Annotated in this window: 17 protein-coding genes; all 17 read left to right on the top strand. The window is 61.9% G+C overall.

Annotated features, from left to right (window positions below; all coding sequences use genetic code 11):
* The first annotated feature begins 89 nt into the window (after positions 1-89).
* The 17 genes from I2E13_RS05475 (at position 90) to hisE (ending at position 17,809) form a co-directional block, all read left to right on the top strand.
* Positions 90-2,618, top strand: a complete 2,529-nt coding sequence (locus tag I2E13_RS05475; RefSeq protein ID WP_195404423.1) for a phosphoketolase family protein — start codon at positions 90-92, stop codon at positions 2,616-2,618.
* A gap of 320 nt (positions 2,619-2,938) precedes the next feature.
* Positions 2,939-3,877, top strand: a complete 939-nt coding sequence (locus I2E13_RS05470; RefSeq protein ID WP_124786581.1) for an AEC family transporter — start codon at positions 2,939-2,941, stop codon at positions 3,875-3,877.
* 339 nt (positions 3,878-4,216) lie between these two features.
* Positions 4,217-4,705, top strand: a complete 489-nt coding sequence (locus I2E13_RS05465) for a hypothetical protein (protein ID WP_118385235.1) — start codon at positions 4,217-4,219, stop codon at positions 4,703-4,705.
* 38 nt (positions 4,706-4,743) lie between these two features.
* Entirely contained in the window at positions 4,744-5,511 is a 768-nt protein-coding gene (locus I2E13_RS05460; RefSeq protein ID WP_118260373.1) for a GntR family transcriptional regulator, read from the top strand.
* Positions 5,496-6,209, top strand: coding sequence for a GntR family transcriptional regulator (locus I2E13_RS05455; protein ID WP_195404422.1), 714 nt, complete (start codon positions 5,496-5,498; stop codon positions 6,207-6,209). Before I2E13_RS05460 ends, I2E13_RS05455 begins: the two co-directional genes overlap by 16 nt.
* A gap of 193 nt (positions 6,210-6,402) precedes the next feature.
* Complete coding sequence (locus I2E13_RS05450) at positions 6,403-7,518, top strand: SIS domain-containing protein (RefSeq protein ID WP_195361938.1); 1,116 nt, start codon at positions 6,403-6,405, stop codon at positions 7,516-7,518.
* A 60-nt stretch (positions 7,519-7,578) separates the two neighbouring features.
* The gene (locus I2E13_RS05445) at positions 7,579-8,640 is read left to right on the top strand and encodes an SIS domain-containing protein (RefSeq protein ID WP_195404421.1); all 1,062 of its coding nucleotides are present in this window, start codon (positions 7,579-7,581) and stop codon (positions 8,638-8,640) included.
* Positions 8,641-8,713: 73 nt separating this feature from the next.
* Positions 8,714-9,550 (top strand): sugar phosphate isomerase/epimerase family protein, encoded by an 837-nt coding sequence (locus I2E13_RS05440; RefSeq protein WP_195404420.1) that lies wholly within the window; start codon positions 8,714-8,716, stop codon positions 9,548-9,550.
* Between the two features lie 170 nt (positions 9,551-9,720).
* Positions 9,721-11,436, top strand: coding sequence for an ATP phosphoribosyltransferase (gene hisG / locus I2E13_RS05435; protein ID WP_195404419.1), 1,716 nt, complete (start codon positions 9,721-9,723; stop codon positions 11,434-11,436).
* 105 nt (positions 11,437-11,541) lie between these two features.
* Positions 11,542-12,963: a histidinol dehydrogenase gene (hisD, locus tag I2E13_RS05430; protein WP_195404418.1), complete on the top strand. Its 1,422-nt coding sequence runs from the start codon at positions 11,542-11,544 to the stop codon at positions 12,961-12,963.
* A gap of 1 nt (position 12,964) precedes the next feature.
* A complete protein-coding gene (gene hisC / locus I2E13_RS05425; RefSeq protein ID WP_195404417.1) occupies positions 12,965-14,080 on the top strand; it encodes a histidinol-phosphate transaminase in 1,116 nt (371 codons plus the stop codon).
* Positions 14,081-14,668: an imidazoleglycerol-phosphate dehydratase HisB gene (gene hisB, locus I2E13_RS05420; protein ID WP_117779030.1), complete on the top strand. Its 588-nt coding sequence runs from the start codon at positions 14,081-14,083 to the stop codon at positions 14,666-14,668. It begins immediately after the preceding gene.
* A 79-nt stretch (positions 14,669-14,747) separates the two neighbouring features.
* Positions 14,748-15,449, top strand: coding sequence for a glutamine amidotransferase-related protein (locus tag I2E13_RS05415; RefSeq protein WP_195404416.1), 702 nt, complete (start codon positions 14,748-14,750; stop codon positions 15,447-15,449).
* Positions 15,446-16,189 carry a 1-(5-phosphoribosyl)-5-[(5-phosphoribosylamino)methylideneamino]imidazole-4-carboxamide isomerase gene (locus I2E13_RS05410; RefSeq protein ID WP_195404415.1) on the top strand — a complete coding sequence of 248 codons (744 nt, stop codon included), beginning with the start codon at positions 15,446-15,448 and terminating at the stop codon, positions 16,187-16,189. Before I2E13_RS05415 ends, I2E13_RS05410 begins: the two co-directional genes overlap by 4 nt.
* A 3-nt stretch (positions 16,190-16,192) precedes the next feature.
* Positions 16,193-16,975: an imidazole glycerol phosphate synthase subunit HisF gene (gene hisF / locus I2E13_RS05405; RefSeq protein WP_117769949.1), complete on the top strand. Its 783-nt coding sequence runs from the start codon at positions 16,193-16,195 to the stop codon at positions 16,973-16,975.
* Between the two features lie 141 nt (positions 16,976-17,116).
* Complete coding sequence (gene hisI / locus I2E13_RS05400; RefSeq protein WP_055285578.1) at positions 17,117-17,446, top strand: phosphoribosyl-AMP cyclohydrolase; 330 nt, start codon at positions 17,117-17,119, stop codon at positions 17,444-17,446.
* A 45-nt stretch (positions 17,447-17,491) separates the two neighbouring features.
* A complete protein-coding gene (gene hisE / locus I2E13_RS05395) occupies positions 17,492-17,809 on the top strand; it encodes a phosphoribosyl-ATP diphosphatase (RefSeq protein ID WP_195404414.1) in 318 nt (105 codons plus the stop codon).
* Positions 17,810-17,812 lie beyond the last annotated feature (3 nt).

Raw genomic sequence — 17,812 nt, 5'->3', positions numbered from 1 at the left:
CACCATGATAAAACGTTTTAGCAAATATACTGGTCCCAACGAAAGGTTGCCGTATTGGAGGGTGACCGCACAGCGAAGGGACATAAACAATGGCTAAAACACTGGGGACGCCGTGGCAAAAGCTGGGCCACGAGGTGCCGGCTTCCGAGCTCGGGGGCGTCGACCTGTATTGGCGCGCATCGAACTATCTGTCCGTCGGTCAGATCTACCTTCGCTCTAACCCGCTAATGCGCCCCGACTTTGTCGACGAGAAAACCGGTGAGGTGCGCGACTTCGGTCGTCCGGACGTTAAGCACCGCCTGGTTGGCCACTGGGGCACCACGCCCGGCATCAACTTCCTGTTCGGTCACGTCAATCGACTGATCGCCGACCACAACCAGAATGCTATCTTCTTGATGGGCCCTGGTCACGGTGGCCCCGCCGGTACTGCTCAGTCGCTGCTCGACGGTACCTACCGCGAGATTCGCCCCGACATCACCAATGACGAGGCAGGCCTGCAGAAGTTCTTCCGCCAGTTCTCTTATCCCGGCGGCATCCCGAGCCACTTTGCGCCCGAGACGCCCGGTTCCATCCACGAGGGCGGCGAGCTCGGCTACACGCTCAGCCACGCTTACGGTGCCGTCATGGACAACCCGAGCCTGTTGGCCGTGGCCGTGGTGGGCGACGGCGAGTCCGAGACCGGCCCGCTCGCGACCTCTTGGCAATCCAACAAGCTCGTGAACCCGGCAACCGACGGTATCGTTTTGCCGATCCTGCACCTCAACGGCTACAAGATCGCCAACCCCACCATCCTCGCCCGCGTGTCCGACGAAGAGCTCACCAAGTTCTTTGAGGGCATGGGCTATAAGCCGCACTTCTTTGTCGCCGGCTTTGACGACGAGAGCCACGCAAGCATTCATGCGCGTTTCGCTGCCCTGTTTGAGCAGGTCTTCGATGAGATCTGTGACATCAAGGCAACCGCGCAGGCCCAGGCCGCCGCAGGCGAGACCGTGGTCCGCCCGGCCTACCCCATGATTGTGTTCCGCACGCCCAAGGGCTGGACCTGCCCCAAGCAGATCGACGGCAAGAAGACCGAGGACTCCTGGCGCGCGCATCAGGTGCCGCTGGCGAGTGCCAAGGACACCCACGAGCACTTCCGCGTGCTGCGCGAGTGGCTGCGTTCCTACAAGCCCGAGGAGCTCTTTACGCCCGAGGGCCAGGTGCGCCCCGAGGTGACGGCCTTTATGCCGACCGGCGAGCTGCGCATCGGCGCCAACCCCAACGCGAACGGCGGTAAGGTGCGTCGCGAGCTCGAGCTGCCCGATATCCACGCCCACGAGGTCCCCGTCGACACTAATGGTCATGGCTGGGGCTCCACCGAGGCCGCCCGCGTCTTTGGTGAGTACACTGCCGACGTTCTGGCCAAGAACATGGATGACTTCCGCATCTTCGGTCCCGACGAGACCGCGTCCAACCGCCTGCAGGCTGCCTACAAGGTGACCAAGAAGCAGTGGGACGCCGGCTTCTACGAGGACGAGGCCAACGACGAGCTGCTGGCAGGCTCCGGTAAGGTCGTCGAGCAGCTGTCCGAGCACCAATGCGAGGGCTTCCTCGAGGCCTACGTGCTCACTGGCCGTTCCGGCGTGTGGAGCTCCTACGAGAGCTTTGTCCATGTGGTCGACTCCATGGTCAACCAGCACTGCAAGTGGCTCGAGGCTACCAAGCGCGAGATTCCGTGGCGTGCCCCCATCAGCGGCCTTAACATTTTGCTGTCGAGCCACGTCTGGCGTCAGGACCACAACGGCTTCTCGCATCAGGACCCCGGCTTTATCGACCTGCTGCTCAACAAGGCCAACGACACGCACATCGTAAACGCCTACTATCCGGCCGACGCCAACATGGCTCTCGCCGTGGCCGAGCGCGTCTACCAGTCCACTGACTGCGTCAACGCCATCTTCTGCGGCAAGCAGCCTGCTCCGACCTTCCAGACGGTCGACGAGGCCAAGGCGGAGCTCGCCGAGGGCGTTGCGACTTGGGAGTGGGCATCGACCGCCGATTCGCTCGCCGAGGCCGACGTCGTGGTCGCCACCTGCGGTGACGTGCCGACGCTTGAGGCTCTGGCTGCAACCGACATGCTGCGCGAGCTGGGCATCAAGGTATGGTTCGTCAACGTGGTCGACCTGCTCAAGATCCAGAACGTCTGCGAGAACGACCAGGCTCTCAGCGACGAGCGCTGGGCTGAGCTGTTCGGCTGCGGCGAGAAGCCCGTCTTCTTCGCGTTCCACGCCTATGCCGGCACGATTCGCCGCCTGATCTGGAACCGCCCCGGCCACGATGCCTTCCGCGTCCACGGCTACGAGGAGAAAGGCTCCACGACAACGCCGTTCGACATGCTGCGCCTGAACAACATGGACCGCTGGGCACTGGCCGCCGACGTGCTGCGCATGGTCGACGCCGATAAGTTTGCCGAGCAGATTGATAAGTGGGAGGCATTCCGCACCGAGGCCTTCGAGTTCGCGTGCGATGAGGGCTACGATCACCCGGCCTTCACCGACTGGGTCTGGCCCGACGCCGCAGCCGCAACAGCAGCCGACGGCGCGCTCTCCGCAACGCAGATGACCGCGGGCGACAACGAGTAAGTAGGCATCCGGGACGGTCTCGCGCTGGGGCCGCCTCCGGGCTGGTGCCCTTCCTCGGAGAAGTGGGCTTCGCGAACTTCTCCGAGGAAGGGCACCAGCCCGGAGGCGGCCCTCTCGACCGTTTCGATATGCGGGGGCTGATATTTTTTAATGTAATGGGGACTTTGCCGTTGCGGCCTTGGGGCTGCGCATCTTCCTTTGGTCAGCCAAAATTACATTGCCGGGGCCGGGGCGCCTGCTTTGTTTTGAGAAGTTCGCGAAGCCCACTTCTCAAAACAAAGCAGGCGCCCCGGCCCTCGTGGAATAGATAAGGGGGAAGCATGAGCTTTACGAGTGTGGCGCTTCAGATGTTGACGGTTTCGCTGCCTATTTTGTTGGGGTGGTGTATCGCCAAGCTGGGGTTTATGAAAGCGGAGTTCGAGCGCGAGCTGTCGCATCTGCTGTTGCAGGTGGCGCTACCGTGCTTGGTGCTTTCGTCAGCGCTGGGCGATGATGTGAAGCTTCCGAGCATTGCCGAGACGTTTTCGCTCATGGGTCTGTCCTTTGTGATGTATGTAGTGGCGACCGTTATCGCGTTTGCTGTCACCGCTGCTCTTCGCGTTCCCAAAGGGACAGAATGCTCGTATCGCTTCGCCGTGCTTTTCGGTAATGCCGGGTTTATCGGTTTTCCGGTTATTTCGGCGGTGTTGGGAAAACAAGCGCTGTTGTATGCATCGATTGCGCTTATCCCCCTAAACCTTCTTATGTTTACCGTCGGTGCCATGTTATTTAGCGGAATGGATGGCGGCCTTAAAAAGCAGATGCGCAATATTGCCGCCTGCTGCAAGAGTCCTGGTCTCATTGCAAGTGCCGTTGTGCTTGGGATCGTGCTAACCGGATGGACCGATTGGGGCGTGTTGGGCGACTCGATTTCCATCGTTGGCACCATGACCACTCCAGCGGCATTGTTGCTCATGGGATCGTCTATCGCCAAGTACCGTCCGCTCGAGATGCTTACCAACTGGCGCGCCTATGTCGCCGTGGCGTTTCGCCTGGTTGTCGTGCCGGTGGCATGTCTTGCCGTCGCGCGCTTGTGGCCCGGCATGACGCCCATGTTTATCGCGACGCTTGTGCTCGAGATGGCAATGCCGGTGGGTAGCAACGGTACGCTGTACTGCCTACAATACGGCAAGGATGCACGCCCCATGATGCAGTGCACGTTTTTGTCGATCATCTGCTCCATTTTGACTATCCCACTCGTAACCACGCTGTGCGGGTAGGCATTCGGGACGGTCTCGCGCCGGGCAAGGCCCTCTCGACCGTTTCGTTTTGCGGGGGCTGATTATTTTTAATGTAATAGGGACTTTGCTGATGCTGCCTTGGGTACTGTGCATGTAACTTTGGTCAGCCAGTGATACATCGCCGGGGACGGGGTGGGGTGCTTGGTTTTGGAAGTTCGCGAAGCCCACTTCCAAAACCAAGCACCCCACCCCGTCCCTCGTCCGTATGTTCTTCCGCTGGGCGAGCCATAGAGGCCGCGTACCGATAGGGTAAGGCGGCGACTTGAAATTGGTGCTATATTTGGCTTGAGTTGTTTAATGCTAGTACGGGAGGCTGATATGGGGCTGTTCAAGAAGAAAAACCCGCAGGATGCCTTTGATCCCGATGTGTTTACCATCACGGATACGATTTTGGACCCGCCGCGGTTTACGTTTTTGCCGGCTATCTACCAGGATGCCACGCATCGCAAGTGGGCCGTGCATCAGCGTGGTGCAGAGCCGAAGATTTTTGACTATGCGGACGTGTTGCAGTGCGAAGTGGCCGAGGCGGGCGATCCGGAGGCCGAAGAAGCGGTCTCTAAACAGGAATTTGCCCAGCGTATCCTGGCAAACCCTGCCAAGGCGGCGAAAATAAACGCTGCCAAGCGTAATATGTGTCTTGGTATGGGCGTTGTTGTGGCGGTTCAGACGGGAAAAGACGAGGTTTCCAAATTAGAGATTCCCGTTATGACCGACGAGGTCAAACGCGATTCAAGTCTATATAAGTCGTATCGGAATGTCGCCGAGAAGATCAAGGCCGAATTTGATGCCATGGGAGGGCTGGCCTAATTTTGGCGGCATACGTGTCTGAATGAGGAGTCTGTGCAATGGCAGGCGAATCTTATGCAATTCCCCCCAAAGATCGTGCTGTTGAGGGAATTCTTTGGTATATCCAGCACCATCAGCTTGCCGGCGGCGATCGCCTGCCGGCCGAGCGCGTGCTGTGCGAAGAGATTGGCGTTTCGCGTACGGCGTTGCGTGCCGGTATCACGCGGCTTATCTCGTGTGGAACGCTCGAGAGCCGTCGCGGATCGGGTACGTATGTGTGTCCTCCCAAGCCGTTGAACATCTTCCAGGAAACGTATAACTTTTCCGATGCTGTACGGACTGCCGGCCTGCACCCCTCTTCTCGTCTGGTTTCCACCGGGACCATCGAGGCGGATGAGGCGCTTGCCGACAAGCTTGGGGTGGCTGTAGGCGCTCCCTTGCTCCGCATGCAGCGCGTTCGACTTATTGAGGGCGAGCCGGCGTCAATCGAGACCGCTCACGTTAACCTGTCCCTGTGCCCATCGCTTCCCGAACACGATTTTGAGTGTGAGAGCCTTTACGATGTCTTGCTCAAAGAAGGTGGCGTGCGTGTTGAGCATGGACGTGAGCATATCTCCATCTCGCGTTTGAACGCCGAAGAGGCCGAGCTGCTCCAGCAAGAAGAGGGAACGCCGGTGTTCTATGAGAGCTCGATCGAATTTGATAAGGACATGCGTTTTGTGGAGCATTGCAAATCGGTGATTTTGCCCACAAAGTTCCGCTTTGCCGATAACGGCGAAGAGAACGGCATGAGGAGCGTGGCAGGTGAACAATGGCTGAAACAGTAGATGCCACCCCGGTTTATATGCGCATTCGACGCGGCATCGAGGAACGTATCGAGCGCAGTATATATCCCACGGGTTCCATGATTCCGTCCGAAAAAGACCTTGCCGAGGAATTTGGTACGACACGCTTGACCATCCGAAGCGCTGTCGATGAGCTGGTTCGGCGCGGGCAGATTCGCCGTGTTCGGGGAAAAGGTGCCTTTGTGGCGCAGAAAGTACCTGCTTTTTTTGAACGCACGGTCGGTTTCCGTGAATCGGTCCGTGCTTCGGGCGGCGAGCCGTCCGTCCGTATTCTCGCGCGTTCCAAGCGTTATGCGGGGCCATATTACGCCGACCTGTTTGGCATCGCCGAGGACGACCTGCTCTATTCCGTTCGACGCCTGAACTGCATAAACGGTAGCCCCGTATCGATTGAGACGGCGCTGATTCCCTGCCTGCTGTTCCCAACCATCGAAGATATTGACGTGTCGGTCTTCAGTTTGTACGAGACCTATGAGATGCTGGGCCGAAAGCCAGTCATGGCACAGGAAAAGCTCGATATCGAAGCGCTGGGCGCACGAGATGCCGGCCTCCTTGGACTGGAACAGGGCGATCTTGTTTTGCTTTTGGAATGCGTGAGCTATGACGCGAGCGGTCAGGCTATCGAGTATGTAAAGTCCTTCAATCGTGGCGATACGGGCGGCTACACCTATACGTACTAGCTGGTATTTTGTGAATAACGGCTGGGAAACTAACCAGTTTTGATCGTTGGGTCAGCTGTATATACAACCTTACAGGGCTCAAAATCGACCGTTCGCCGATGGGGATAAATTAATCGACAAAGAGGTATCAAAAAGCCGTAACCTGTAACTGTGATTGGTATCAAATACTAATGATTTGTTACGAGGTGAGACGATGAAGATGCTCGATTACGTTCAGCTTGCCCATGTGCGTATGGGGGAGAACCTCGAGCGTTCGTCTGAGCTGGTAGCGCAGCTCGTTGATATTTTCCAGTCCGGTTCTTTTGACGCGCTGCGCATCGTTGCTTCGGGTTCGTCGCGCCATGCCGCCGATTGCGCCCGCGATTACCTGCAAGATGCCCTGCAAATGCAGGTGTCCGTTGTGACGCCCGAGGCCTTCGTTGATTTTGAACACACCTATCCGCAGCATGCGCTCAACATTGCCGTTTCGCAGAGTGGCTATTCGACCAATACGATTGCGGCGCTCGATTACATGCGCGCACACGATATGGCTGCAGTTGCGCTCACGGCAAACGTCGAGGCACCCATCAAGGAACACGCTGACATCGTTCTTGACTACGGTGTGGGCGTCGAGTCGGTGGACTTTGTGACTCTGGGCGTCGAGGTTCTCGTTGAGTACCTGGTGCTCTTTGGTATTTACGGCGGTCAGGCGCGCGGAACGATTGACGCCAAGGGCGTTGCCCAGCGTCTTGACGACCTGCGCGAGGCTATCCAGGCCAATGCCGTGATGTGCAAGACCGCCGAGGCATATGTCCAAGACCACATGCTCGAGCTTTCTGAGCACACGCCCGCTATGGTCGTCGGCAACGGCCCCAACTATGGTGTTGCCGAGGAGGCAGCGCTCAAGCTGAGCGAGACCATCAAGATTCCTGCCATGCATCACGAAGGCGAGGAGTTCGTCCACGGTCCCGAGATGCAGATCGTTCCGGGCTATCTGGTGTTTATTGTCGACGATCCGCAGGGGTCGGAGCGTCTTGCGAATATCGCCGATGCGCTATCGAACGTTACGACAAAAACGGTGCTGCTCACGGCCCATCCCAAGGGTGGGGCTCACGAGGTTGTGGTGCCTCAGGTGGCTCCGCTGCTCAGCGCAATTCCCAATCTCGTGTTCTTCCAGACGATTGCGGCAATAATCGCCGAGCGTCTGAAGTCATGGGACGTTCACCCGTATCTCGATGCTGTCTCCAAGCAAATGGAGGTCAAGGCAGAGGGCTACGAAGAGTCAGTCAATGCGCTTAAGGCCAAAGCGGCTGAGTGTTACGGAATGTAAGCGGGTTTTGATGCCCGTTGGCATGGGGGATGTGGAAACAACCCCAGAAAGGAGAGACAAATGAAGGAAACCGAGAAGATCGAGATCATGCATTTCGACCAGGAGGGCTATCTCGAGGACGGCAAGGCGCTCTACGAGACCGGCAAGAAGATGACCGCGCTCGCCGACAAGGTCGCCGACGAGGGCTACGACGCCGTGTTCCTGATGGGCGTCGGCGGCACCTGGGACGAGCTCATGCAGCTCGAGTACCTCATGAACAAGTTCGGCGACCGCGACCTCGAGGTCTACCTGATCCACGCCGCCGAGTGGAACGTCATGGGCCACAAGCGCATGACCGAGAAGTCCGTCGTGCTCACCGCCTCCGAGTCCGGCACCACCCCCGAGGTCCTCGAGGCCGTCAAGAAGATGAAGGGCATGGGCGTGCGCGTCTACGCCATGACCAAGCCCGAGGGCCCCATCGGCCAGGCTGTGGGTGCCGAGAACTGCGTCGCCATGGCTTCTGACCATGGTTCGGGCGGCTGCGAGAAGGGCTACTACCTCGCCGACTGCTTCGGCCTGCGCCTGCTCAACCGCCGCGGCTGCTTCCCGCAGTTCGATAAGTTCATCGAGCAGACCAAGGATGTTTGGACCCACCTGGTCGACATCCGCAAGAGCTTCGAGCCGCGCGCCGAGGAGCTCGCCAAGAAGTACGCCCTGGCCCCCTACACCATGTTCATCGGCTCCGGCGCCCTGTGGGGCGAGACCATCCTGTTCTCGATGTGCATCCTCGAGGAGATGCAGTGGAAGCGCACCCGATACATCACCTCGGCCGACTTCTTCCACGGCACCCTCGAGCTCGTGGAGCCCGGCGTCCCCGTGTTCCTGTTCATGGGCGAGGACGAGAACCGCAAGCTCGACGAGCGCGCCCGCGCGTTCCTGACCCGCGGCGTGACCGGCGACACCGACATCAACATCATCGACACCGCCGAGTTCGCGATCCCCGGCCTTGACGACGAGTTCCGCGTCATCGTCTCCCCGTGGATCCTCTCCTCGCTGATCACCGATCGCCTTGCCGCTTACTACGAGACGGTCACCAAGCACAACCTGAACTATCGTCGTTACTATCACCAGTTCGATTACTAAGAGCAAATATCGTTTGTGTAATTGGGCCCCGCTCCTATATGGAACGGGGCCCCGTTTGGGTTGGAGAGTAATTATGAGCTACCCCCAGCTTGCCGTTATGAATATCAGCCATCGTTATTTTGACCTTGAGGAATTCTTTTCTTCGGCAGCGGCCTCGGGCTACACGTGTTGCGAGCTTTGGACCGGGGCGATGCATCTGTATGTCGATTGCCATGGATACGATTCGCTCGAGCGGGTACGGGAGCTGTCGCAGCGGTATGGGGTTCGGATTGTGGGGCTTTGTCCCGAACAGAACAACCCCAAGCCGTGGAATATCGCGGCGCGCGGGAATGGGGCGCGTACCCGCACGCTCGCGTACTTTAAGAACGTTGTAGATATCGCGGCGGAACTTGGAGCCGAGCAGGTCATGGTCTCGAGCGGCTGGGCATTTTTGAACGAGCCGATCGAGGACGCGTGGGGTCGCAGCGCCTCGATGCTGCGTGCGATTGCCGAGCATGCGGGAGAGCGCGGCGTGCGACTGGTGCTCGAGGCCCTACAGCCGGTTGAGTCGATGATCGTGAACTCGGCGGCCGATACGAAGCGCATGATCGAGGCAGTTGATCATCCGGCACTTAAGGCGTGTCTGGATTTGGGCGCTATGGCGGTGGCGGGGGATACCATCGACGATTATTTCGATCTGCTTGGCGATGATGTCGCCCACGTGCATTTTGTCGATGTTGCGGCAGATAGCACGACGCATCTTGCCTGGGGTGACGGCGACCGCGATATGCGCGCCGACCTGGATAGGCTGGTGGCGCGCGGCTATCGCGGAGTTGTTTCGGCCGAGACCTATGACTGGCGCTATTTTGCCGACCCCGCAGCTGCCGATGCGCAGGTAATGGCAGAGTATCGTCGTGCGATTGGCGTCTAGGCGGGGTTGGGTTGCGACAATCCGCTCCTATGTTTCCAAATGAATACGGTGTGAGCCGAGGAGGACGATTTTCCCCGCAAACACTCTAGTATGCTAAAGTACCCAGAAGACCGGCGGAGCTATGCCGGTCTTCTGCTCTATATGAACCGCAGCATGAGGAGGCTCACCAGATGACGGCCACACCGTGGGGATTCCGGGACATATTGCCCGAGGAGGCTCAGGCGCGCGAGGAGATCGCATGTACGGTGAAGGGCTGCTTTAGGGAGCATCATTACCTGCCGGTCGAGACGCCGCTACTCGAGGACAAGGGTTCGCTCGAGGAGGGCGGCCGCATTGCGGACACGCCGTTTAAGCTCTTTGACGATGATGGCCGCCTGCTGGTGGTCCGTCCCGACAACACATTGCCGATCGTGCGTCTGGTTTCGACCCGCATGCGCGCGGCCGACCTGCCCCTACGCCTTCGCTACGAGGCGCCGGTGGTTCGCGAGTGCCAGCGCAATGCCGGTGGCTCGCGTCAGTTTACGCAGCTGGGCTTTGAGCTTATCGGTGCGGGCGATACCGCGGGCGATGTCGAGATCGTCTCGCTCGTGGCCGAGGCCGTGCGTAAGCTGGCACTGCCCGATGCGCGCATTATCGCAGGTAGCGTGCGTCCGTTTAAGGAACTGCTCGCGGCGTGCGAGGATCGCGAGCTGGCTGCCGAGGCCCTGCGCTGCGTGCATGCTAACGACTTTGTGGGCCTCGATGCCCGCGTGGCGGTAAGCGTCGAGTCCGATGCCGTCAAGGCCGCCATTAGCGAGCTGCCGCGTCTGCACGGCGGTGCCGAGGTGCTCGACCGCGTGGACGCGCTGCTGGAGGCCGCCGGTATCGTCGCGCCGCTGACGCGCGAGCTGCGTGCCCTGGTCGAGGGCCTGGCACCCGAGGACGCCCAGGTGCTGTCGTTCGACTTCTCTATCATGAACTCTTTCGATTACTACACGGGCCTGGTCTTTAAGGCCTATGCCGGTGGCTTGCCCGATCCGGTCGGTTCGGGCGGACGCTATGACTCCATCTTTACCGGCGCGTTCGGCGACGGCATCGAGGTGCCGGCGGCGGGCTTCGCCTTTTCGCTCGAGCGCCTGGAGGCCGCGCGCACCTCGGCCGAGGATGCCGCTTCCGACGGCGATCACGCCGCGGGCCGTGGCGCTGAGGGCCCGCTGCGCATCGCCGTGCCCAAGGGCTCGCTTAAGGCTGACACGCTCGACGTGCTCGAGGCCGCGGGCCTGGATGTCTCTGAGCTGCGCGACCCCGGCCGTCACCTGATCGTGCGCGGTCGCGACACGCGTGCCGGCGAGGGCACGGTCGGCGATATCGAGTTTGTCATCGTGCGCCCCAGCGATGCGCCCGCCTTTGTGGGCTGCGGCGGCGCCGACTGCGGCATCTGCGGTTGGGACTCGCTCATCGAGGCAGACCTCAACCTGCTGCAACTGGTCGACCTGGGCTATGGTCTGTGCACCTTTATCGAGGCGGAGCCCGCGTGGCGCGCCGGCCAGGCCGAGCGCAACTATGCCCGTCGCGGGTCGCTTCGCGTGGCCACCAAGTACCCGCGCATCGCGAGTGCCTGGTATGCCGAGCGAGGCGTGAACGCCGACATAGTTTCGCTGCACGGCAATATCGAGCTGGGGCCCATCGTCGGCATGACCGATCGCATCGTGGACATTACCGCCACTGGTGCCACCCTGCGCGACAACGACTTGGTCATCACCGGCCGCATTATGGACTGCACGGCCCGCTTCTTTGTCAATCCGGGCGCCGCACGCCTGGATCCGCGCGTGCGCAACCTGGCAGATCGCCTGGCCGCGGCCGTGAAGGACAAGCATTTTGAGCCCGTCGCGGGCTCGGCACAATAGCGCGAGCGCGCACGGGCGCCCCAACGTCCGGGCTGCGGGCCGATTGGCGCCGCCGCCCGGTCTCTCGTTTTTCGAACACAACCTCGACCGATAGGGGATACCGATATGAAGACCATCAAGCTTGCTCCCGGTGAGCGCCTCGTTACCAACCAACTCAACCGCAAGGGCGTGCTGCCGCAAAACATCGTCGACGCCGCTCGCGATATCGTGGCCAACGTGCGTGCCAACGGCGATGCCGCGGTGCGCGATTACTGTCAGCGTTTTGACGGTGTTGAGCTGCAGAGCTTCCGTCTGCCGCAAGAGCAGATCGATGCCGCGCTCGAGGGCCTCGACCCGGCCTTTGTCGCCGCGCTCGAGAAGGCCGCGCGTCAGATTCGCGAGTTCCACCAGCGCGAGGTCGAGCAGAGCTGGTTTACCACGCGCCCGGATGGCACGATGCTCGGCGTTAAGGTGACCCCGCTCGCGGCTGCCGGCATCTACGTGCCGGGCGGTCGCGCGCAGTATCCCTCCACCGTGCTCATGAACGCCATTCCCGCCAAGGTCGCCGGCGTCAGGCGCGTGGTCATGGTGACCCCGCCGCAAAAGGACGGCCTGATCAGCCCCTACACGCTTGCCGCGGCCAAGCTCGGCGGCGTGGACGAGATCTATATGGTGGGCGGCGCCCAGGCCGTGGCCGCGCTGGCGTACGGCACCGAGACCATTCCGCGTGTCGACAAGATTACCGGCCCGGGCAACGCCTTTGTCGCTGCGGCCAAGCAGATTGTTTCGGGCGATGTGGGCATCGACATGGTCGCCGGCCCGTCCGAGGTCTGCGTGCTGGCCGATGCCACGGCCAAGCCCATGGTGGTCGCGGCAGACCTGATGGCCCAGGCCGAGCACGATCCGCTGGCAGCCTGCTACCTGGTGACCTGCGACGAGCAGTTTGCGCGCGAGGTCGAGGCCGGCATCGACATCCTGGTGGCGCAGTCCCCGCGCGCCGAGATCACGCGCGCCTCGCTCGATAACGAGGGCACCATCGTGGTTGCCGCCGACATGGCTGCCGCCGTCGAGGCCGTGAACACCGTGGCGCCCGAGCACCTTGAGCTGCACTGCAAGGACGCGATGGGTCTGCTCGGCGGTATTCGCAACGCCGGCGCCATCTTTGTGGGCGCTTGGAGCTCCGAGCCGCTCGGCGATTACGTCGCTGGCCCCAATCACACGCTGCCGACCGGCGGCACGGCCCTGTTCTCCAACCCGCTTTCGGTGGAAGAGTTCGTTAAGCGCTCGAGCGTCATTTGCTATACGCCCGAAGGCCTGCTTTCCGACGCTCCTGCTACGCAGCGTCTGGCCGAGGCCGAGGGTCTATGGGCGCACGCACTTTCCGCCGCTCTTCGTCGCCGTGTGCTGGAACAGGGCGAGGATGCCGTGAGTGCCGAGTCGCTGGCCGCGGCCGACCTGACCAAGGTCGCCTGGCCGGGCGATACGACCGCGACGGTCGCCGAGGGCGTGGACCTGGCTTCCGCTAGCGCGACCGGCGAGGAGGCCTAACATGGCCGAGCTGACGCCGCGCATGAAGGAGCTCGTCCAGCCCTACCTGTCTGGCATCGAGCCCTATGATCCCAACTTTACGCCCACGCGCATCAACCTTTCGGCAAACGAGAACACCTATCCCGTGCCGGTCGGCGTGCGCGAGGCGGTTGATGCGGCGCTTGCCGCCACACCGCTCAACCGCTATCCCGATCCCATGTCCAACGACCTGCGCGACGAGCTGGCCGCCTGGCATGGCGTGACGCGCGAGAATATCTGCGTGGGCAACGGCGGCGACGAGCTGCTCTATAACTACCTGCTGGCGTTTGGCGGCACGGGGCGGACCCTGCTCAACTGTCCGCCGTGCTTTAGCGAGTATGCGTTCTTTGCATCGCTCTGTCAGACCGAGGTGCGCGACGTGTGGCGCGACCCCGCGACCTTTGAGCTCGACCAGGCAGCTGTGCTCGCGGCCGCACCCGAGTGCAACCTTGCGATCGTGAGCTCGCCCAACAATCCCACGGGCGATGTGGCGCCGCTCGACTTTGTCGCTGCCCTGTGCGATGCGTGCCCCGGCATGGTGATGGTCGACGAGGCCTACGTTGAGTTTGCCGACGATTCGTTTGGCGCGGCCACCACGGCGCAGGGACTTATCGCCGAGCATCCCGACCTGGTGATTCTGCATACGCTGTCCAAGGCGTTTGGCGCCGCCGGCACACGTCTGGGCTATGTGATCGCGGCGTCCGAGGTCATCGACGTGTTCGCGGCGATTCGCCAGATCTACTCGGTCAACGTGCTGAGCCAGGCCGCAGCGCTTGCCTGCGTGCGTGCCCGCGATGCATACGCGCCCGTGGTGGCGCAGGTTGCATCCGAGCGCGAGCGCGAGCTGTGCGCCCTACGCGCAATGGCTGCCGAGGGCCTGCCCGTGGAGGTATGGCCGAGCGCGGCGAATTTTGTGCTCGCGCGCACGCCGCATGCCACGCGCGTGCGCGAGCGTCTGCGCGACGAGTATTCGATTTTGGTGCGCGACTTTAGCTACGCGCCGGGGCTCGCGGACTGCCTGCGCATTACCGTGGGCACCCCGCAGGAAAACGACGAGGTGCTGGCCGCGTTTGCCGCGCTGGTGAAGGAGGAGATGTAGATGGATCGCTATGCCGAGGTAACCCGCAAGACGGGCGAGACCGACATTGTCGTAAAGCTCGACCTGGACGGATCTGGCGTGTGCGATATCTCGACCGGCGTGCCGTTTTTCGACCACATGCTCAATGCTTTTGGCCGCCATGGTCTGTTCGATCTGACGGTGCACGCGGTGGGCGACGTGGAGGTCGATGCGCACCACACCGTCGAGGACACGGGTATCGTGCTGGGCGAGGCGTTTTGTCAGGCGCTGGGCGACAAGGCGGGCATTACGCGCTTTGCCGACGCGGCGATCGCCATGGACGAGACGCTTGTGATGGCTGCTGTTGATATTTCGGGCCGCGGGCAGGCCTACTGCGAGCTGCCCGTGCCCACCGAGCGCGTGGGCAGCTTTGATACCGAGCTGGCCGTCGAGTTCTTCTACGCCTTTGCGCGCGACGCCAAGCTCACGCTGCATGTGCGCGAGCTGGCGGGCGGTAACTCGCATCACATTATCGAGGCCGCCTTTAAGGCCGTGGGCCGCACGATGCGCCACGCCTGCGAGCTCGATCCCCGCGTGCAGGGCATCCCCAGCACCAAGGGCTCGCTGTAACCGCTACAAAGGTAAAACCACTACGAAGGTGCCTGTTCCCTTTGTGGTGGTTTTGGACAAGACGAGGAGGAGGGGTCGCGTGGGCGAACCGAAGATCGTGGTGGTCGACTACCACAAGGGCAACTTGTCGAGCGTCGTGCGCGGGCTTGCGCGCGCCGGTGCCGCTGCCTGCACGTCGGACGACCCGGAGCAGATCCGCCGCGCCGGCGGCCTGGTCATCCCGGGCGTGGGCGCGTTCTATGACGCGATCGCCTTTATGCGCCAGAGCGGCGAGGAGGCGGCCGTGCTCGATGCCGTCGCCGCCGGAACTCCGCTGCTCGGCATCTGCCTGGGTCTTCAGCTCTTTTTTGAGCGCGGCAACGAGGGCGTGCCTGCGGACGAGGGCGTGGCCGCGGATGGCGGCACCCCCGAGCAGGCTGGCGGCCCCTGGGTCGATGGCCTGGGCATTATGCGCGGCTCGTGCACGCGCTTGGAGTCGAGTCGCCTGAAGGTGCCGCACGTGGGCTGGGACCAGGTGCACATGACGCCCGCCGGGGCGGCCGATCCGTTGCTCGCCGGTTTTGCCGAGGGCGCCAACATGTACTTCACCCACAGCTACGCGGTGGCCGACGACGCCGATGCCGCTGATGTTTTGGCGTGCACGCACTACACGCGGAGTTTCCCGTGCATTGTGCGTCACGGCAACGTGTGGGGCTGTCAGTTCCATCCCGAGAAATCCTCGGCCCTGGGACAGCGCATTCTTAAGAACTTCGTCAACATCGTCGAGGAGGTTGGCCGATGATCCTGTTTCCCGCAATCGATCTGATCGGCGGCAAGGTTGTGCGCCTGGAGTGCGGCGACCGCAGCCGCTGCAAGGTATATTCCGACGACCCCGTCGCCGTCGCCCGCTCGTTTGCCGAGCAGGGCGCGAACTGGGTGCATGTCGTCGACCTGTCCGCTGCTTTTGGCGAGGACGAGGACGCGTGCGCTGCCAACTCGGCGGCGATTAAGGCTATCTGCGGCGTCGACGGCCTGTCCGTGGACGTGGGCGGCGGTGTCCGCTCGCTCGCGCGCATCGACGAGCTGGCCGGCTATGGTGCTCGCCGCATTGCGCTGGGCACCGTGCTGGTGACCGAGCCGGGTTTTGCCGAGGTGGCAGCCCAAGGCTTTGGCGAGCTGCTGGTGGCAGACATCGCCGCGCGCGACGGTCAGGTCAAGGTGAACGGCTGGCGTGACGGCGCGGGCGTGGTGCTCGACGATGCCGTGGCGCAGCTTACCGAGCTGGGCTTTAAGCATCTGGTGTATACCGACATCGCGCGCGATGGCATGCAGACGGGCATCGATGTGGCGGCGTATCGCCATGTTGCCAAGGTCGCGGGCTTTCCTGTCGTGGCTTCGGGCGGCATCTCTACGCTCGATGACATTCGCGCGCTGGCTGCGGTGGGTGAGGACGCCATCGAGGGTGCCATTACCGGTCGTGCGCTCTATGAGGGCAACTTTACGCTGGCCCAGGCGCTGGCCGCCGCCCGAGGGGAGGAGTAGCCCATGCTTACCAAACGCGTGATTCCCTGCTTGGACGTCAAGGACGGCCGCGTGGTCAAGGGCGTCAACTTTGTGAGCCTGCGCGATGCGGGCGACCCGGTGGAGCTAGCCCGCGCCTACGACCGCGAGGGTGCGGACGAGGTTGTCTTCCTGGACATTACCGCCACGAGCGACAACCGTGCGACGACCATCGAGATGGCGGCGCATGCGGCCGAGGAGCTGGCTATTCCCTATACCGTGGGCGGCGGATTTCGCGACCTGGCGGGCATGCGCACCATGGTTGCCGCCGGTGCCGACAAGGTATCGCTCAACTCGGCGGCCGTGCGCGACCCGTCGTTGATTAGCCAGGCTGCCGCGGCGTTTGGCAGCCAGGCCGTGGTCGTGGCGATCGATGCCAAGCGCGTCGGTTTGCCCGGCGCATCTGGTGCCGACAAGTGGGAAGTCTTTACCGCAGGAGGCCGCAACGCCACGGGCATCGACGCGGTGGCGTGGGCCGAGGAAGCGGCTCGTCGCGGCGCCGGCGAGATCTTGCTGACCAGTATGGACCGCGACGGCACCAAGGCCGGCTTTGACCTGGCGCTCACCCGCGCCGTGGCGCGCGCGGTGCCGATTCCCGTCATCGCGAGCGGCGGCGTGGGCACGCTCGAGCATTTTGCCGAGGGTGTGATTGAGGGCGAGGCTGACGCCGTACTGGCGGCAAGCGTCTTTCACTTTGGAACCTTCAGCATCCGCCAGGTGAAGGAATATATGGCGTCGCAGGGCATTCCTGTGAGGTTGGACTTCTAGTGCTGCGGCTTGCCCAGGCACCGCATCTTGCCGCTCAAACCGTCGCTCGCGTACCAAAGTACGCGTCGCTCCTCTTTTGCGGCAACCTGCGGCACCTGGACAACCCTCACCGACCTGCGAAGTTTGAATTTGGGGAGAGAAATGGAAGAGATAACCGATCCTTCAAAGCTTACATACGACGCCAAGGGGCTGATTCCTTGTGTTGTTCAGCAGTATGACACTGGCGAGGTGCTTATGGTTGCCTGGATGAACGAGGAATCGGTGGGGCTGACGCTTAAGACCGGTACCACGTGGTTTTGGAGCCGCAGTCGCCAGGAGCTCTGGAACAAGGGTGCGACGAGCGGCAATATGCAAGAGGTCAAGGAGCTCTGGGCCGACTGCGATAGCGATACGCTGCTGGTCAAGGTCGACTCGCCGGGTCCGGCCTGCCATACCGGCAACCGTACCTGCTTCTTTAAGAAACTCGCGTAGGGCGGGCGCTCGATTAGACGCTCGGCCACCAGAAAGGATTGAACTATGGGTGTGCGCACCGCAAACGTTCAGGATGGAAATATCGGAGAGACGCTGACAGGTCTGGCCGAGGTGATTCACGGTCGTCGTGATGCATCGCCGCAGGAAAGCTATACCGCGCGTCTGCTGACCGACGTCGAGGATGAGCTGCTCAAGAAGCTTGCCGAGGAGTCGAGCGAGGTGATCATGGCCTGCAAGGATAACGATCACGATCACATCCGCTACGAGGCCGGCGACCTGATCTACCACCTGCTCGTAACCCTTGAGCGCTACGGTATCACCCTCGACGAGCTTGCCGGCGAACTCAACGCCCGCCGTCACTAGTCA

Source organism: Collinsella aerofaciens, from assembly GCF_015554145.1.
Classification (GTDB): Bacteria; Actinomycetota; Coriobacteriia; order Coriobacteriales; family Coriobacteriaceae; genus Collinsella; species Collinsella aerofaciens_AA.
Note: the sequence above shows the minus strand (reverse complement) of the source record. Positions and strands in the feature narration are given on the sequence as shown.

Bases quoted from the DNA above. Each gene is read 5' to 3' on its own strand.
- I2E13_RS05455 (WP_195404422.1), top strand. From the start codon at position 5,496: ATGGCTGAAACAGTAGATGCCACCCCGGTTTATATGCGCATTCGACGC.
- I2E13_RS05475 (WP_195404423.1), top strand. From the start codon at position 90: ATGGCTAAAACACTGGGGACGCCGTGGCAAAAGCTGGGCCACGAGGTG.
- I2E13_RS05465 (WP_118385235.1), top strand. From the start codon at position 4,217: ATGGGGCTGTTCAAGAAGAAAAACCCGCAGGATGCCTTTGATCCCGAT.
- I2E13_RS05440 (WP_195404420.1), top strand. From the start codon at position 8,714: ATGAGCTACCCCCAGCTTGCCGTTATGAATATCAGCCATCGTTATTTT.
- hisD (WP_195404418.1), top strand. From the start codon at position 11,542: ATGAAGACCATCAAGCTTGCTCCCGGTGAGCGCCTCGTTACCAACCAA.
- hisB (WP_117779030.1), top strand. From the start codon at position 14,081: ATGGATCGCTATGCCGAGGTAACCCGCAAGACGGGCGAGACCGACATT.
- I2E13_RS05445 (WP_195404421.1), top strand. From the start codon at position 7,579: ATGAAGGAAACCGAGAAGATCGAGATCATGCATTTCGACCAGGAGGGC.
- I2E13_RS05410 (WP_195404415.1), top strand. From the start codon at position 15,446: ATGATCCTGTTTCCCGCAATCGATCTGATCGGCGGCAAGGTTGTGCGC.
- I2E13_RS05450 (WP_195361938.1), top strand. From the start codon at position 6,403: ATGAAGATGCTCGATTACGTTCAGCTTGCCCATGTGCGTATGGGGGAG.
- I2E13_RS05470 (WP_124786581.1), top strand. From the start codon at position 2,939: ATGAGCTTTACGAGTGTGGCGCTTCAGATGTTGACGGTTTCGCTGCCT.
- hisC (WP_195404417.1), top strand. From the start codon at position 12,965: ATGGCCGAGCTGACGCCGCGCATGAAGGAGCTCGTCCAGCCCTACCTG.
- I2E13_RS05460 (WP_118260373.1), top strand. From the start codon at position 4,744: ATGGCAGGCGAATCTTATGCAATTCCCCCCAAAGATCGTGCTGTTGAG.
- hisF (WP_117769949.1), top strand. From the start codon at position 16,193: ATGCTTACCAAACGCGTGATTCCCTGCTTGGACGTCAAGGACGGCCGC.
- hisI (WP_055285578.1), top strand. From the start codon at position 17,117: ATGGAAGAGATAACCGATCCTTCAAAGCTTACATACGACGCCAAGGGG.
- hisE (WP_195404414.1), top strand. From the start codon at position 17,492: ATGGGTGTGCGCACCGCAAACGTTCAGGATGGAAATATCGGAGAGACG.
- hisG (WP_195404419.1), top strand. From the start codon at position 9,721: ATGACGGCCACACCGTGGGGATTCCGGGACATATTGCCCGAGGAGGCT.